Origin of the sequence: Brevibacillus sp. FSL K6-6036 (genome assembly GCF_037964015.1) — a bacterium.
GTDB lineage: Bacteria > Bacillota > Bacilli > Brevibacillales > Brevibacillaceae > Brevibacillus > Brevibacillus borstelensis.
The window spans coordinates 621,207-637,149 of record NZ_CP150173.1 but is presented as its reverse complement, the minus strand read 5'-3'; the positions used below and the strand labels follow the sequence as shown (position 1 = coordinate 637,149).

Below are 15,943 nucleotides of genomic sequence, written 5' to 3'. Positions count from 1 at the left end.
AAATCTGTGTGAATGACAAAAAGCGACATTCTTTTATGATGCAAATATGTTAATTTATTTTTGTAAAATATTTGAAAGGATGCTACTAATGAGAAATAACTTTTTGAAAGCATCGTTACTCTCTTTACTAGCAGTGGGCCTTTCCGCAAGCTCCTTGTTTAGCAGTACACCGATTCTAGCCAAAGATACCCCCTCAACATTTGAGGATCTCCCACAATTCGCAACGAAACAAAGCGTAAATATTATGCTTTACGATGAAGACGGAAAAATCGAAAAAGAGTTTCATGCCGATGGGCTTGAAGTGACTTATCATTATCAAAACGGGATCATGACTGAATCCGTGGATAACAAAGGGAGAACACAAAGATACAAAAAGCGGGACAACTTCGTCGAAATAACCGAGTATGAAAACGGAAAGGAACTTTTTACTCATAGTCTTTCTCAGAGCGATTATAATTTTCCGGAATTTACAACCCTCGATCACGAAGACCGTGAGAAAGAAAAATTGGACAACCAGATCAATCTGGAAAACAAACCAAACGATGAAGACTCCTTACATATCGAAAGTAAAACCACCTACGAAGATTATTTTGTGAATGGAGTCCTTATGAACAACCTAGTTCCTGGTTCTTGCCCCTGCTCATCAGGTGCATCAGACAAATTTATCAACCATAACTCTATGACAGAAAGGGAGATTCAGTCGTTTTTTGAAGAGAAGGGTTCCATTTTGAAGGATCCTGTGCAAATTTGGAGGAAAGATTCCAACGGAAAAGTTTATAATACCAACAAAACCATCCTTCCATCCAAAGCTATCTACGACGCTGCGCAAACACACAGAATGAATCCGAAAGTGGTTATTGTCACCCTCCAAAAAGAGCAAAGCCTTGTTTCCGCAAAGCCCGGAAGCGAACCATACTCGTCTCGCCGTTTTTACTACGCGATGGGGTACGGTGCCACGGATGGTGGAGATTTGAAGGGAACCAGCGGTTTTGATATTCAGATCGATAAAGGAACAAAACTGTTTAAGGATTTGTGGTATCAATCTCCAGGCGGTAGTTACCCCGTTCTGTTTGAAAACATCAATTACGGAAGCACCAAAACCTCCAATGGTGTCACTTATAAAAACTACATCTGGGTTAAAAATTATGGAACATGGGCTCTCTATAAATACACGCCTCATACCCTGGATATTAAGCAACTTCCAAATATTAAAGGAGGAAACTATTTGTTCCAGAGTCTCTTCAAATCATATTGGGGAGCAGACTGGGATTGAGTTAATAAGGCATGCCCTTCGCTATAAGCGAGGGGTGTTTTCAATATGAGGGAGGTAATATCTGTGAAAAGTAAGCTCTTGCTAATTTTCATATTCGTACTGTTCCTATCGGGCTGCACTTCCCAAGAAACTACACCAAATAATGCCCCACAAGAGACACCCGCCCAATCCTTGGCAAGTCAATTTCCGGGGACAAACTTACACGCCATACAGGAGCATATTTACAATTCAGACTCTATAAAAGCCCAGCCGGAGTTAGCCGCGATATGGTTTGAAGAAAATGAGAAAAAAAGTATGCTCCAATGGTTGGAAACAGCCACAGAAATTACTACTCTTACTCAAAAGATTAAGAAGATTGGATGGTATGACTTCGAATATCAAATTGGCAAACAGGTAGTAGATAGAAAATACCTAGCATACGTTCAAGATGAGAATGGCCGATTCTATGTCAAGCCCTTTGAAGTAGTGAAGGAGTTGAATCTGGAGGAATTTACAGAAGAGTCTATTGAGCCGATTTTACAGATACTAGGCAAAGATAACTGGTTTGTTGTAGAAGAGGCACCCTTTTAGAACAATACAGATTAGTGCCTGCAACCAATTTTTTGAGCTGTCATAGCAACGCCAGAATGGGGTCTGTCAAGATTTTTGTGTAAACTCAATCAACCGATATATGAACAGGTTTCATCCCCCTAATTGGGACATCTTTTTCGGAGCCAATAGAGTCAAGGGCGTGAGGCGAAGCGAACCCTTGACGCGTTGGTGGAGAAAAAGATAATCCCTTCGGGGATGAAGCCTTTCATTTGTTAACGGATGTACGGCTGTACCCGATCTTCAAAGAAAACGGATAGCTGTAAGAGAATCTGGCCCCAGTTCTGAACTCGTCCCGTCCACTTTCGTAGAACATCCATGGTTACGAGATATAACATCTTCAAAAGGGCATCATCTGTGGGAAACATGGCTTTTCCTTTTGTCACCTTTCGAAGCTGTCGATGATAACTCTCGATCACGTTAGTTGTATAAATCAGCTTTCGAATCTCTGGAGGATATTTAAAGAAAGTGGCAATCTCGTCCCAGTTATTCCGCCAGGAACGAACCATCAAGGGATATCTACTGCCCCAGGTTTGTTCAAACTGATCGAGTTCTTCCAACGCGGCTTGCTCCGTTGGAGCCTTGTAGATAGGTTTTAGCTCGGACGTGATCTTTTTGAGATCCTTATAGGAAACATACTTGATGGAATTTCGGATTTGATGGATAACACATTTCTGAATCTCCGTCTTCGGATAACATGCAGAGATGGCTTCTGTAAAGCCACGAAGATTATCGACGCTTGTAATGAGAATATCCTGGACTCCACGATTTTTCAGTTCGTTGAGGACATGCAGCCAGAATTTTGCCGATTCATTCTCCCCAATCCAGATCCCAAGCACATCTTTATGACCGTCAAGGTCAATACCAATGACCATATAGGCGGCTTTATTGACGATAGCTCCGTCCTGTTTTACCTTAAAGTGAATGGCGTCAAGGAAAACAACAGCATAAACCGCTTGCAAGGGGCGATTTTGCCACTCTTTGATCATCGGTACAATCTTATTCGTTACATTTGATATGAGCGTTGGTGAGACTTCGATGCCATAGAGCTGCTGCAGATGGTCTTGGATATCGCGTGTGGATACGCCTTTGGCATAGAGAGCAAGAATTTGATCTTCGATCCCTGTAACATTGGATTGATGTTTCTTTACAATGTTTGGTTCAAAATCACCCTCTCGATCTCGAGGGACTTGGATGTCGACATCCCCGTACTCAGAACGGACGGTTTTCTTGCTATACCCATTGCGACTGTTGGTTGTCCGCTTGTTTTTCATGTCATGCTTGGCGTATCCAAGAGAGGACTCGATTTCAGCTTCCAGCATTTCTTGGATTGTGTCTGCGAATAGATCCTTTAACGCTGACTGTACGTCGTCCACTGACTTCATGTTTTTCTCTTTGATCCACTGCTTGATCTGCTCTTTTGACATCATAAAAATCTCCCAACCTTTCTACTCCTAATTGTAGTTTAGAGGTTGAGAGTTTACACAAAATATTTTACAGACTCCCAGAATGTAAAGCAAAGGAGGTGTCCCTTGGTACCAAAGACACCTCCAACAATTGCAAAGCATACTGGTATTAACGTCAACATTACCCCCGACATTTGCCGGGGGTGTTTATATTTTTCTTTTATTCCTTCACATTGCCTTAAGACAACCTTCTCAAAGCTTGAGCCACTCCGCAAAATACGTCTCCGTCACCGGAAAATACGCTGTGGCGAACCGGACAAACTCCTTTGTATCCACCTCTTGGTAGGAATACCGCTCGCAGTAGGCCTTCAGAAAACGCCAGCCGTCCTCTGCAGTGCCATAGGTGGAGATCAGCTCCCATAGACGCAGGGGCGGCACGGAGTAGAAATAAGCATAGGTTTCGCCCTCGTATTGGTCGAGCGGCAAATTTGACGGTTTGTCAATGGCAGTTCGGGCGGCCTGTTTCATAGCGGCAAACACTTCCTCCTCCGATTGCTTCCTGTAGTCGAGGAAAAACATCGCGGAAGCCAGCTCGGTCAAGCCTTCATCCAGCCATCTGTCATGATAGGCGTCATTGGCGATCATGCCGTAGAACCACTGGTGCCCGATCTCGTGGACGACGGTATGCTCCAGCGACGAGCCGGTCTTGTTCGCGGCTACCGCGACCACTCCGGGATACTCCATATCCACCCTGCCATCGAGCAGAATGTCCAGCTGCTTGTGCGGGTACTTGCCGATTTTCTCTGAGAAAAACGGAACCGCTTCCGCCGCTGTCCGCAGGGCTTCCTCCATTTTCTGCCGATTTGCCTCCTCGCCGATGACGCGTATCTGTACGCCATCCACCGTTTCCGAAATGGACGTGACATCTTTGACCACGGCCGCAAATGCTTCCCGGACGCGTGAAATGGCAACCTCGCCGCTTTGCCGCGCTTCCGCCGGGTCTTCGTCCGAGGAGCTGACGAACTGATAGCCGGGCGGCAGATCGTAGGAAACGGTGAAGTCGGAGTAGCCTGTATGATAAGACTCCCCGTTGATCCGGTACTCTTGCTTGTTCCAGCCATTGCGGTACGTGGCGAGCATCGGATAAGCCTGGGCCAGAAAATAGCGCTGCCCCATTTTGTCGAAGCGCAGTCCTTCTTCCGGCACAGTAAACGAGTACGATACGTGCACCGTCCTGACTTCGCCCGGAGCCATTTTCTTATCCAGCGGGATCGCCAGTGTATCGGAGGAAAGCTGGTATGCCGCCTGCTTTTGATCCAGCTCGACCTTGTCAATGTTCACATCGGCAGTGCCCTTCACCGCTTCAGGCTTGTTTTGTTTCGTAAAAACGTTGGGGATAAAGTAAAACACCAGCTGATCCCAGTTATCTTTGGAAAGGTTCTCCACCCGTATGTCCGCTTTCGCCGCAAACCTTCCTGATTTGTCCATGCGGAAAAACAATTGGTAGCTGGCCTTGCTGCCCTCCGGTACGGGCTCGGGAGCAAAGCCGGTCAGGTCGCCAGCTGCTTTCTCCTGCTTAGGCGGCGTCCCCGTTCCCTCTTTCCCCTGATTGGACCCTCCCTGTGCCGGGTCTGGATTTGCAGATGGCACTGGCTGTTCACCGGGTGCTTGCCCGGGTGCGGCCCCTTGCTCAGTCGAAGACGCTTGCCACAGCCGAACCGCGCTGATCGTCGCCCCGGCCACACAGCCGATGAGGAGCACTGCCATCATGGCGCGCAGCACACGCTCTGTCCGCCTGCGGTTTTTCTGAGAACCGCGCAGCCCTTCTGCCGGGCGGAACCGCACGGCCATGACGGCTGGGAATATCGCCCCGAGCAACCCTACGAGGACGGGAATCAGCCCGGCACTGAGCAAGAGCCACATGTCTTCCGCCGGAAACTGACGGTACAGCATAGCGATCACGAGCACTCCCAGCCCGATCCCGCCGATAGCAGCCAATAGCCCGCAGAGCAGCCCTTCCGATAGAATCAGGCGGAATATTGCTCCATTGCGCCAGCCCATCGCTTTGAGCAGCAGCAGCTCCGCTTTTCGATCCATGACGTTCTGCCAAATGATTTCCGCTGTCGTCAACACGGCGATCACCAGCGCGAGCACCATCGCCACGTAATGCTCCTGCCCGATCTCCACTGCCACATATTGCCCGAGCCATGACGTATACATCATCCCTTGCAGGCGGAAAGTGACGAAGCCGAAAAACACCAAAAGACCGGTCGGCACCGCGATGGCAAACACGGAAAGGAGGCTGCGGCGAAAGCGAAGCAGCAATTGGCCAAGCGCCAGCGAGAAGCTGCTTTGCACCCGAATCAGGCGGCGTGAACCCGGCTTTAGCTCTCCCGTCCGCATGAGCACCAACGGGGATACCCTGCTCACGAAAAAAGCAGCCGGAATTGCGGCCAGTACGTAAATAACGATCCCGAACAAACCGATGCCGATCACACGCCCTAATGGAACGTTTGCTCCCTGCTGCAGAACAATCATCCCGACAATGGCCCAACTGATGAGAGTCACAATGCCTCCCAAGAGGCAAGCCTCCAGAAACAGGATTCCTGCCACGTGCCCGGGACGCCACCCGACTGCCAGCCACAGTCCGAATTCGTTGGTACGGGCGTACAGCGTCACCAGGTTGGTCGCAAAAACGTAGGTGACAGCCATCAGCATGACAATGCCCATGATGCCGGAGAAGCCAAGCGAAACCTCGCGAAAGAGCGTAAACACGCTGCCCAGCTTCACAAAAAATTGCTCGATCCAGCCCATTGCCGGATAGCTGCCGTTGGCGGGAACATGCACAAGGACAGGCTGCGGCGAGGAACCAAGCGTAATGTCGGCGATCAGCCCGGTTCGCTGCTCAATCTCCCTGGCCACTTCCTCCAGCTTTTGCTGGCTGGCTTCGCTGACACCCTCCACTCCCTTTACCTTGATCCGAATCGATGCGATCGGCTTGTCTCCCATCAGCTGTGCCGCTGCATCAATGGTCGTGAGCATCAGGGGCGGATTGGTGAGCAAACCAAACGGGTTGAGCGAAGGACGAACGGAAACAGGCGGATTCACCGGCCTTCCGTCTTTGTCAAGGACCAGGCGAGCCTCCGCAGGCCGATACGTTTCCATCGGCAGCTCGTCAATCGGATCTTTGGAAATGGCCAGCTTCTCCGGGTCGTAAAAGCCTACCCAATACGGCTCGATCAGGTGGCTCCAGTTCCAATTGTCCACGAACCGGAAAGGGCGAAAGGAATAGCGGAAATCGTCCGGCATGTACCCGTAAAACTCTTGTATGTCCTTGGGAATCTCCGGCTTGACAGCTTTTACGCCATAAGCGTAGTTCCAGCGCTCCGGATAGGGACTGGCTGTCTTTTCAAATGCAAGCGGGCCCGGCTTATCATTTAGCGTGTTGCTCATGTAGGCCCAGCGATTGTTATTTTGATAGCGGAGAAACGGTTTTCCCGTTTGGATGTCAACTCCCGAAAGACTTGCGAACAGCAGTGCATGGGCTTCTTTAGAACCGAAGGCGTATTCGATCGGCTCTCCTTCCGTCTCTAACTGATCCAGATACGACGCGCCGCCCTTGCTCGCGACCTCCTTCATGGTCTGGTCGGCCTCTTCCCTGGTGGAAAACGGCAGCTTCAATCGTTCATATCTGCTCACAAAACTGAAATCGGCGTCTATCCGGTTGCTCATCAAAATAGGGAGCTTGGTCACCTTCTGCCCTTCCCCGGCATCGTCCGTCTCCGCTTTGTCTTTCTCTGTGAAATAGCGGCTTTCCCCGATTGGCATGACAGCCTGGTCTAATCCGACCAAACGCGCTTCTTCCACGGGATCAATGCCCACCAGAAGTTGATTGAAAAATCCCCAGAGATCGAGGATCCATGACTCTACACCATAAAGTCGGCGTGTTTCTTCTTCGTCACCGGGCATACTCCAAAGTCCATTTGTATAATATCGGGTACGTTCAACTGAAGGAATGACATGCACTCCGTCGTTACTGTAGGTTACCATAACGTGGCGATAAATCCCCGGCTCTTTTGGCTTTTCAATTACTTTTCCATACGTAAATGTGGTCCCCGAATAGCCAATCGGCGCAAGCGGAGCGGCAACCTCCACGTCCGGCAAACTCTTGATCCAGGCGTAGTCGTCAAGACTGATCCCCCCGTACAACCCGTTCAAATAATTCGGCTCCAGCAGTTGGTCCTGTTCCGTCACGCTGCGTGTCCCTTCCGGCCGAACCACGATATGGTACGCGGCCTTCCAGCGCTTTTGCAAAATTTCCTGGGTTGTCCCGTTGTTGCTCTCGGTGACGCCCACAAAATAGCTGAGCGTCGAGCTGATGATGAGCATGCCGACGAGCAGCAAAAGAAAGCGCTCCGGGTGGCGCCACCAGTTTTTCCATATATAACGAATCATGAGCTCACCTCATCGTGTCGGCTATCATACTGCCATCCCGCATTTCGATCCTCCGGTCGGTCCGGCCAGCCAAATGCTCGTCATGGGTGACAAAGACAATCCCGCTTCCATGCTCCTGCTGATATTTTCGCAACAGTTGAAAGACCATCTCCCCGTTGTTCGAATCGAGATTGCCTGTCGGTTCGTCGGCAAGCAGCCATTTCGGCCGATTGACCAAAGCCCGGGCGATTGCCACACGCTGCTGCTCGCCACCGGACAATTGAGAGGGCAAGGCATTCTGTTTATGCGATAGGCCCACCCAATCAAGCAGCTCCTGTGCCCTGCCCTTTTTGTCGTAGCCGACTTTTCGCGGAAACAAGGGGGACATGACATTCTCCAAAGCCGTTAGCGTCGGGAGCAGATGAAAGTGCTGGAATATAAAGCCGATCTGGGCAAAACGAAAGTCGGCCAGCGCATTTCCTCTCAGCTTGCTGACATCCACATCGTCGTAGAAAATAGTCCCTGCAGTAGGCACGTCGAGCGTTCCGATCAGTTGCAGCAAGGTGGATTTTCCGGAGCCTGACGGACCGACGATGGCCGTAAACTCTTTATGATGCAGGGTAAGATTTACATCGCGGAGCGCGGTGGTTGCTACTCCGTCACCGCTATAGGTTTTGGCAAGGTTTTTGATTTGGATGGTCATGGTCATGGCGTCACACTCCTCTGCTTTTTCATCTGTAGCTTTCAGGCCGCATTTTCCGGAAAGCCGATGCGGTTTTATCGTGCGGATTGCTCTTCATCGGGTCATTGCGGTAAGCAAAGGTACTGCTCACATACGGAACCTGTTTTCCATCTGTTTCATTTCCATGTAATAGCAGAGTAGTCCAATCCCCAGAAATTGTAAATACCTTATTCGTCCTGCTCTTGTGGCAGAAATGGTGAACGCTCCCGAGAACAGTCGGGAGCGCCTCTTATGTATGGAAGGTTGATCCACCTGGTTTCCTTTGATCCATGCAACAGCCGGATAAGTCCGCGACCGTTCTTCCTAACCCACTTTAACGACTGGCATATTGAACATGGATTCGATATCCCGATAGTCTTTCACTTGCTTGATGTCACGGATCATTCTGTTTTCACCGACCAAAATAGCAGTCGGAACGGTATGAATCTGGTATTTCTGCATGATCTCATCTGAACGGATGAGATGAATACCCTCCGGAATCTCCATGCCCTTTTCATAGTAGATCGGGTTTGCGACCACAATAATCCTCACATGCGGGTACTGGTTTCTCACATGCTGCAGCTCCGATATGACAGCCTTGCAGGTCCCGCAATGATCGTTGGTAAAAAGCAGCAATGTTTGTTCTGCCTGTTGATCATTCAGTTCGACGATGTCTCCCTGCTGATTTTTTCCCGAAAGAACGGCGCTGAACCGCCAATGGATAAGGACGCCATTTCCACCTGTTTGTCGCTGATTCGAAACCGGTTTAAAAATTGAACGACCAACCGAATAAAGAAAAGCAAGATGATGGATTGAACAAACACAACAACCCACAGCAATACATTCGAGATCGCCAGACTATTCATTTTGATCCCCCTTCTCTGCTTACTGCCTCCGCAAAAAGAGCCGAACCTTGGCATATATTTCCCAAACCCCGTTGATCATCGCAAGAAACAACAAGGCCACCCACGCCATCAGCACATTTTGGATAACGGAGAGGTTGAATAACCGGCTAACCTCGCCTATCCACAAGCTTTCGATGCTGCCCCATTGGGACGGTGAAAAAAACACCCACCCTGCCAGCAGCATCAACAGCAGATTGCGAACAACCAAAAGCCACGAAATGCGATGATTGCCAGCCACACCGCCGCAGCCGCATGAAATCTCTCTTCGTCCGCGAAACAAATTCAGGGCAATCGCAAACGAATAGAGGATCAGCAACAGAACGGCAAGAGAAGCGCCAAACGTTTGGAACAACCCCAAAAACAGCAATACCCCCGCCAAAAGCTCTACCGCTGTCTCCGCACGAACGAATAAATGGATGGAAGAGGCGGGAAGAATGCGATACTCTTTCACGATCACGCTATGCTCCTGCATGTTTTTCCACTTGCTCATGCCTGTACTTAAAAAAAGCGTGCCAAGAAACACTCGCAACACAAATGTCAGCTCGTCCACCCGACTGCCTCCCTTTCCCCTTCCCTTTCCGATGAGAACCATTGCGCCTGCATCTGGTACATCTGGTAATACTCCTGTCCAAGCGCCATCAATTCCTCGTGGGTGCCCATTTCGACGATTTTCCCTTCCTTCATGACGATGATTCGGTCTGCCATCCTCGAGGCGGCCATCCGGTGGGAAATAAAAATCGCGATTTTGTTTTCCGTAAGCAGCTTGAACTTGCTGAAAATATCCATTTCCGCGATCGGGTCCAGCGCCGCTGTCGGTTCGTCCAGAATGACTACTTGACTGTCACGAAAAAGCGCCCGCGACAGCGCCACCTTCTGCCATTGCCCGCCGGAGAGGTCTTCCCCGTCGGCGAGCAGCCTGCCCAAGTAAGTCTCATACCCTTCCGGAAGCTTGCGAATGAAGGCGTCCGCCCCGCTCAGCTCTGCAACTTTTCGGATGCGGTCCAGATCATCTATCCCCGCGATGTTGCCAATCGCGATATTTTCGCGAACCGACAGATCATAGCGAATAAAATCCTGGAAAATTACAGTGATATTTTTATGCAGCTCATTTTCGTCGATGTCCGCAATGCTTCTGCCATCGATTTTGATTTGCCCGCTCGTAGGAGGATAAAGCCCCATCAGGCACTTTACCAACGTGGTTTTCCCCGAGCCATTCTGACCGACAATCGCAATTTTTTCATGCGGGTGGATATGAAAGGAAATGTCGGAAAGAACCTCTTTATCACCCTGTACATAGCGAAAGGAGACCTGATCGAATGCGATCCCCTGTCGGATTGTGGACGGAAAAGGCTCGTTTCCGGCAGCAATCAGGATTCTCTCATCCTCGCGCTCAAAAAATTGATAGAAGTCCTTGATAAACAGCTTTTCTTCATATAGTTTGGCAAACAGCATGGAAATTCTCGTGAACGTTTCCTGCGCCCCCTGGACCGCCTGTATGATTGCGACGAATTCGCCAATGTTCATTTTTGCTGTCCGGGCCAGCCATATGACCGAGACAGCGATTCCCATGTAAAAGAAAGCGGAAAACGCCTCCAAGCCCACTTCGGAGCCCTGCTGCTTCTTTTCCAGGCGAAGCGTTTCTCCCGTGTTCTGCATAAATTTTTCCGCCCATCTCTCGCGAAAAAAAGAAGCCAGGCCGAACAATCTGATTTCCTTTGCCGACTTGCGATCCTGCAACAGATACTTGTAGTAATCTGCCGCACGGGCTACCGGGCTTTGCTTGAGATGCAGGCGATATCTCCTCTGGCCGAACTTCGCCTGGATATAAAAGATAGGGATCGTAGCCACCAGACTCAGGATCACCAGGCGCCAATCGATCACAATCAAAAAAAGCGCGTAGGAAAACAAGCTGATGCCGGCTTGCAACATATCAATGACACTTCGCACCGGAGATAAAAATCTGGCTCCCCCGCCCGAGATGCGCTGCAGATGATCATGGTAGTCGGGCAGGTCAAAATACATGACCGGAACAGACGAGGTTTTGTCCAAAATCATCTGCTGCACGTCGAAATCCAACGTGCATTCCATTTTCTTATCCAGGTATTCCCGAATATTTTTAACTGCTGATGATAGAATACTCAGCATGAATTGTCCAACCAACAACAAGAGCAAAAGTGCGTATTCCTTCGTGCTGCTTTGAATAAACCGTGTGACCTCGTTGATCAGTTCCTTTGACACCCATAAGGTGAGAAACGGGAAACAACCGGTTACGACGCTCAGTGTGACAGATAGGAAGAGCCACCACTTTCCTTTTTGCCACACGTACCGTAATGCCTTGGCAAGATATTTATTGTCCATCTTTTCCACCTGTCTCAAGGCTGACGCGAATTTGTTCGACATCCTTCACCAAAAAATGAACCAGCAGAAACTCGCGCTGTATAACCCCTTTTGGATCGATGACAAAGAAAGTGGGAAACCTCGTGATGCCCAATCTTTTTAGAACCGCTTCCTTGACCGGAACAATCTCGGCCCATTTGCTATAGTCGGCCCGGAATTTTTCAAAGTAATCAGCCTGATCTGCTTCCGCCAGGCAGACAAACGGAATTTGCAGACTCCGATTCTCTTTCAAAAATTCAGCCAACGCCTCATGACAAGGATGGCAGGTAGGCGATGAAACCAAAAGGACCGCGTACGTATCTTTTACGACATCAGGCAGTTCAATCGCATCATGGATCGGCATGCCTACAGAGTGATTCACGGATTTCGTTTGCTGTGCAGGTTCCGGAAGGTAGGAAATCTCCAGCTTCAATCTTTTTACATAGTTCAAGATATTCAGCGATAAAAGAGTCCATCCCAAGGCTAAACCTATATACGCAGCGATCATGTCTACCCCCAAAAGAATGGCTGTTGCCACTTGCCAATGATGAAAAGGAGGCCACATCTGAAGGCTCTCCTTTTCATCAGCAATGCAACTTATGAAATTTCCCTATGAAAGCAAATCTGTCAACTCTTGCTCATCCAATCAAATCTAGCAGCATCTTACCTTTGACTCCGAACACCGTTCGCCATTTCTGGTGTCGTATGTGTACTTGATGTAGGTTTTGTTTCCCGTAGTTTGGCAACCGGACCAAGTGACATACTCGCAAACATACTTCGGGCCAGCAATGAAGCCGGAGTCAGCGCAAGGCACGTACATTGGCGACACGCCAAACAGATTGGAAATTTTTTGGAACATGATGATTCACCTCCCTGATTTTTATACTAGTACAAAAATACTGAATTGTAAATAAATTGAATCTATTCATCTATTTACAATTTCTATCATTTTTCGACATATCCTTGCTAGATTTTAATCATCCCACCATGTACGGGATGAAATCCTTTTGCCAGAGAACGTTTAAAACATGAAAAACACCCCTTAACGCAGCAGTGGCTTACTGGTTACCCAATGGCTGCTGATCAGGAGTGTCTTTATCCTTCTTCTTTATTATGTCAGGTCTTCAAATCACTTTGTTCTTTTTCAAATCAAGCCTAACCGCTGGAAAATCGTATCCACATGCTTCAAATGGTAGCGGTAATCGAAACAATCATCCAGCTCTTCCTTGCTCAGCGTCGAGGTCACGGTCTCGTCCTCCTCCAAAATCGCTCGGAAGGAACGCTGCTCTTCCCATGCCTGCATCGCCCGCGGCTGTACGGTGTCGTAAGCCTGTTCGCGGCTCATGCCCTTTTCGATCAGCTTCAGCATTACTTGCTGCGAGTAGATCAGGCCAAATGTGCGGTCCATGTTGCGCTTCATGTTTTCCGGGAATACAGTCAGGTTTTTCACGATGTTCATGAAGCGGCGCAGCATGTAGTTCAGAAGTTGTGTTGCATCCGGCAAAATGACGCGCTCGACCGACGAATGGGAGATGTCGCGCTCATGCCAGAGCGGAACGTTCTCGTAGGCGGAGAGCATATGTCCGCGAATCACGCGGGCCAGACCGGAGATGTTCTCGCAGCCGATCGGGTTGCGCTTGTGCGGCATCGCGGAAGAGCCTTTTTGGCCCTTGGCGAAAGCCTCCTCCACCTCGCGCATCTCGCTTTTTTGCAAACCGCGAATCTCGGTGGCAAACTTGTCCAGCGAGGTAGCGATCAAAGCCAGTGTCGCCATGTATTCGGCATGACGGTCGCGCTGCAGGGTCTGGGTGGAGATTGGCGCCGGTTCCAGGCCAAGCTGCTCGCATACGTACTTCTCGACGAACGGGTCGATGTTGGCGTAGGTGCCGACAGCGCCGGAGATTTTGCCGTACGCGATTTCTTTTTTCGCCGAGCGGAAACGGGCGAGGTTCCGCTTCATTTCCTCGTGCCAGAGCGCCAGCTTCAGCCCGAACGTAGTCGGCTCCGCGTGGACGCCGTGGGTGCGGCCCATCATGACGGTATCCTTGTGCTCCCGGGCCTTGTCTGCCAAAATCTGAATGAAGTCCTCCAGGTCCTTTTCCAGAATCTCGTTTGCCTGGCGAATCAGATAGGAGAGTGCCGTATCGACGACATCGGTAGAGGTCAGGCCGTAGTGGACCCATTTTTTCTCCTCGCCCAGCGTCTCCGACACCGCACGGGTAAAGGCCACCACGTCGTGACGGGTTTCTTCCTCGATTTCATAAATACGCTTGATGTCAAAGCCGGCGTTTTCACGCAGCTTTTTCACGTCTTCGGCGGGGATGACGCCCAGCTTGGACCACGCTTCGCAAGCGAGAATCTCTACTTCCAGCCATGCCTTGAATTTGTTTTCCTCTGTCCAGATGGCACGCATCTCCGGTCTTGAATAACGTTCGATCATTGTTGTCCCTCCGCTTTATTCGTCCATATTTCCAGCCGTTCGATTTCTGCCAGCGCCTCTTCCACTGTGGGCGCCAGTACGTTGATATGGCCCATTTTCCGCTTGGGCTTGCTGTCCGCTTTGCCGTACAGATGCAGCTTGGCGGTACGGGGCAGGCGTTCGATCCGCTCCAGCACAGGCTCCAGGTGCTCTCCCAGTATATTGGCCATGACCACCGGTGACAAGAGCTCCGTCGATCCCAGCGGCAGATTGCAGACGGCCCGCACATGCTGCTCGAATTGCGATGTGACGCAGGCGTCCATCGTATAGTGTCCGGAATTATGCGGGCGAGGCGCCAGTTCATTTACATAGAGTTCCCCGTTTGCTGAAAGAAACATCTCGACGGCGATCAGTCCGACCACGTCGAGCTTTTCCGCGATGGTGCGGGCGATCTCTTCAGCCCGTACGCGCACCTCTTCGGGAACGCGGGCCGGTACGATGGAGAGGTGCAGAATATTGTCCACATGCACGTTTTCCGCCGCCGGGAATACAGCCAGCTCGCCGGATGGATTGCGGGCGGCGATGACGGACAGCTCCATGACAAAGGGGACGAATTTTTCCACGATCAGCTCTGTCCCTGCTTTGGAAAGCGTTTCGTACGCTGTGTCAATCTCGTCCATGGACCGCAATACCCACTGTCCTTTCCCGTCGTATCCGCCGGTTGCCGTCTTCATCACCGCTGGCAAGCCCAGTTCCCCTACGGCCTGCCGCAGGCTGTCTGCGCTGTCGACGACGCGAAACGGCGCGACCGGGATGCCCAGATCGCGGATCGCTGTCTTCTCGCGAATGCGATGCTGCGTAATGCGCAGCAGGCGGCTTCCCTGTGGCACATAGGAACGGGATTCCAGCACCTCGGCCACCTGCGCGTCCACGTTTTCAAATTCGTAGCTGATGACATCGCTCGCCTGGGCAAGCTCCAAAGCCGCCTCCACATCGTCGTAGCGGGCGACAATTTGTCTGTCTGCGGTCTGTCCGCACGGCGCATCCTCCGTCGGGTCCAGCGTAACGAATCGATAGCCCATGGCTCGTCCAGCAAGTGCGATCATGCGTCCCAATTGACCTCCGCCCAAAATGCCAATGGTCGCTCCGGGCTTTATCGGATTGTTCTGTTTCGGTAGTGTCTCGGTTCGTTTCATCATGCCAGATCACTATCCCCCAATACCTTGTCGCGCACGGCCTCTCTTCTGGCCACGAAGCGCTCCTGAATTTCGGGGTACTTGATCCCGAGAATTTGCGCGGCCAGCAGTCCCGCGTTGACTGCACCGGCTTTGCCGATGGCAACGGTAGCCACTGGTACACCGCCCGGCATCTGGACGATCGAGAGCAGAGAATCTAGTCCGTTCAAGGTAGACGATTTGACCGGAACGCCGATGACAGGGAGTTCGGTCTTCGCTGCCACCATGCCGGGCAGATGGGCCGCACCGCCCGCTCCCGCGATAATGACTTCCAGCCCCCGCTGCTTCGCCCCTTCGGCATAGGCAAACATCAAGTCAGGCGTTCTGTGAGCGGATACCACTTTCTTTTCATACGGAACCTGCAGCTCCTCCAGAATAGCGCAGGCATCCTGCATCGTTTCCCAATCCGACGTACTGCCCATGATGACACCAACCAACGGTTTGACCATTGTCTACTTCGCCCCTCTTCCGTCAATGTCCTATCTTATCATAGAAAACGGGGCCACTGCTTCACATAGAAATGAACTTTGGCCACTCGTTTCACGCCCATTCAACGACAAAACCCAACCGATCCTTTCACAATCAT

General features: G+C 50.6%; 13 protein-coding genes. 2 read left to right on the top strand and 11 right to left on the bottom strand.

The window, feature by feature from the left end; all coding sequences use genetic code 11:
- Positions 1–88 precede the first annotated feature (88 nt).
- Both NST37_RS03440 and NST37_RS03435 read left to right on the top strand, forming a co-directional pair.
- Entirely contained in the window at positions 89–1,273 is a 1,185-nt protein-coding gene (locus NST37_RS03440) for a hypothetical protein (protein ID WP_227278014.1), read from the top strand.
- A 63-nt stretch (positions 1,274–1,336) separates the two neighbouring features.
- Complete coding sequence (locus NST37_RS03435) at positions 1,337–1,843, top strand: hypothetical protein (protein WP_024984810.1); 507 nt, start codon at positions 1,337–1,339, stop codon at positions 1,841–1,843.
- 233 nt (positions 1,844–2,076) lie between these two features.
- On the opposite strand, the gene NST37_RS03430 is transcribed toward NST37_RS03435, so the two are convergent.
- From NST37_RS03430 to purE, 11 genes are all read right to left on the bottom strand, one after another.
- On the bottom strand, positions 2,077–3,291 hold the full coding sequence (locus NST37_RS03430) for an IS256 family transposase (RefSeq protein WP_251247396.1): 1,215 nt from the start codon (positions 3,289–3,291) through the stop codon (positions 2,077–2,079).
- A 228-nt stretch (positions 3,292–3,519) separates the two neighbouring features.
- Positions 3,520–7,722 (bottom strand): FtsX-like permease family protein, encoded by a 4,203-nt coding sequence (locus NST37_RS03425; protein ID WP_339186255.1) that lies wholly within the window; start codon positions 7,720–7,722, stop codon positions 3,520–3,522.
- Between the two features lie 4 nt (positions 7,723–7,726).
- Complete coding sequence (locus NST37_RS03420) at positions 7,727–8,410, bottom strand: ABC transporter ATP-binding protein (protein ID WP_122957559.1); 684 nt, start codon at positions 8,408–8,410, stop codon at positions 7,727–7,729.
- A 336-nt stretch (positions 8,411–8,746) separates the two neighbouring features.
- Entirely contained in the window at positions 8,747–8,995 is a 249-nt protein-coding gene (locus NST37_RS03415) for a hypothetical protein (RefSeq protein ID WP_339186254.1), read from the bottom strand.
- Between the two features lie 86 nt (positions 8,996–9,081).
- On the bottom strand, positions 9,082–9,288 hold the full coding sequence (locus tag NST37_RS03410) for a hypothetical protein (RefSeq protein WP_339186253.1): 207 nt from the start codon (positions 9,286–9,288) through the stop codon (positions 9,082–9,084).
- Positions 9,289–9,307: 19 nt separating this feature from the next.
- Positions 9,308–9,877 carry a MauE/DoxX family redox-associated membrane protein gene (locus NST37_RS03405; RefSeq protein ID WP_003389486.1) on the bottom strand — a complete coding sequence of 190 codons (570 nt, stop codon included), beginning with the start codon at positions 9,875–9,877 and terminating at the stop codon, positions 9,308–9,310.
- Positions 9,865–11,685 (bottom strand): ABC transporter ATP-binding protein, encoded by a 1,821-nt coding sequence (locus NST37_RS03400; RefSeq protein ID WP_172921214.1) that lies wholly within the window; start codon positions 11,683–11,685, stop codon positions 9,865–9,867. Before NST37_RS03400 ends, NST37_RS03405 begins: the two co-directional genes overlap by 13 nt.
- Positions 11,675–12,268: a hypothetical protein gene (locus NST37_RS03395; RefSeq protein ID WP_172921215.1), complete on the bottom strand. Its 594-nt coding sequence runs from the start codon at positions 12,266–12,268 to the stop codon at positions 11,675–11,677. The genes NST37_RS03400 and NST37_RS03395 overlap by 11 nt, the downstream gene beginning before the upstream one ends.
- A 579-nt stretch (positions 12,269–12,847) precedes the next feature.
- Positions 12,848–14,143 carry an adenylosuccinate lyase gene (purB, locus tag NST37_RS03390; protein WP_003389489.1) on the bottom strand — a complete coding sequence of 432 codons (1,296 nt, stop codon included), beginning with the start codon at positions 14,141–14,143 and terminating at the stop codon, positions 12,848–12,850.
- Positions 14,140–15,321: a 5-(carboxyamino)imidazole ribonucleotide synthase gene (gene purK / locus NST37_RS03385; RefSeq protein WP_003389490.1), complete on the bottom strand. Its 1,182-nt coding sequence runs from the start codon at positions 15,319–15,321 to the stop codon at positions 14,140–14,142. The genes purB and purK overlap by 4 nt, the downstream gene beginning before the upstream one ends.
- Positions 15,318–15,806: a 5-(carboxyamino)imidazole ribonucleotide mutase gene (purE, locus tag NST37_RS03380; protein WP_003389491.1), complete on the bottom strand. Its 489-nt coding sequence runs from the start codon at positions 15,804–15,806 to the stop codon at positions 15,318–15,320. The genes purK and purE overlap by 4 nt, the downstream gene beginning before the upstream one ends.
- Between the last annotated feature and the right edge of the window lie 137 nt (positions 15,807–15,943).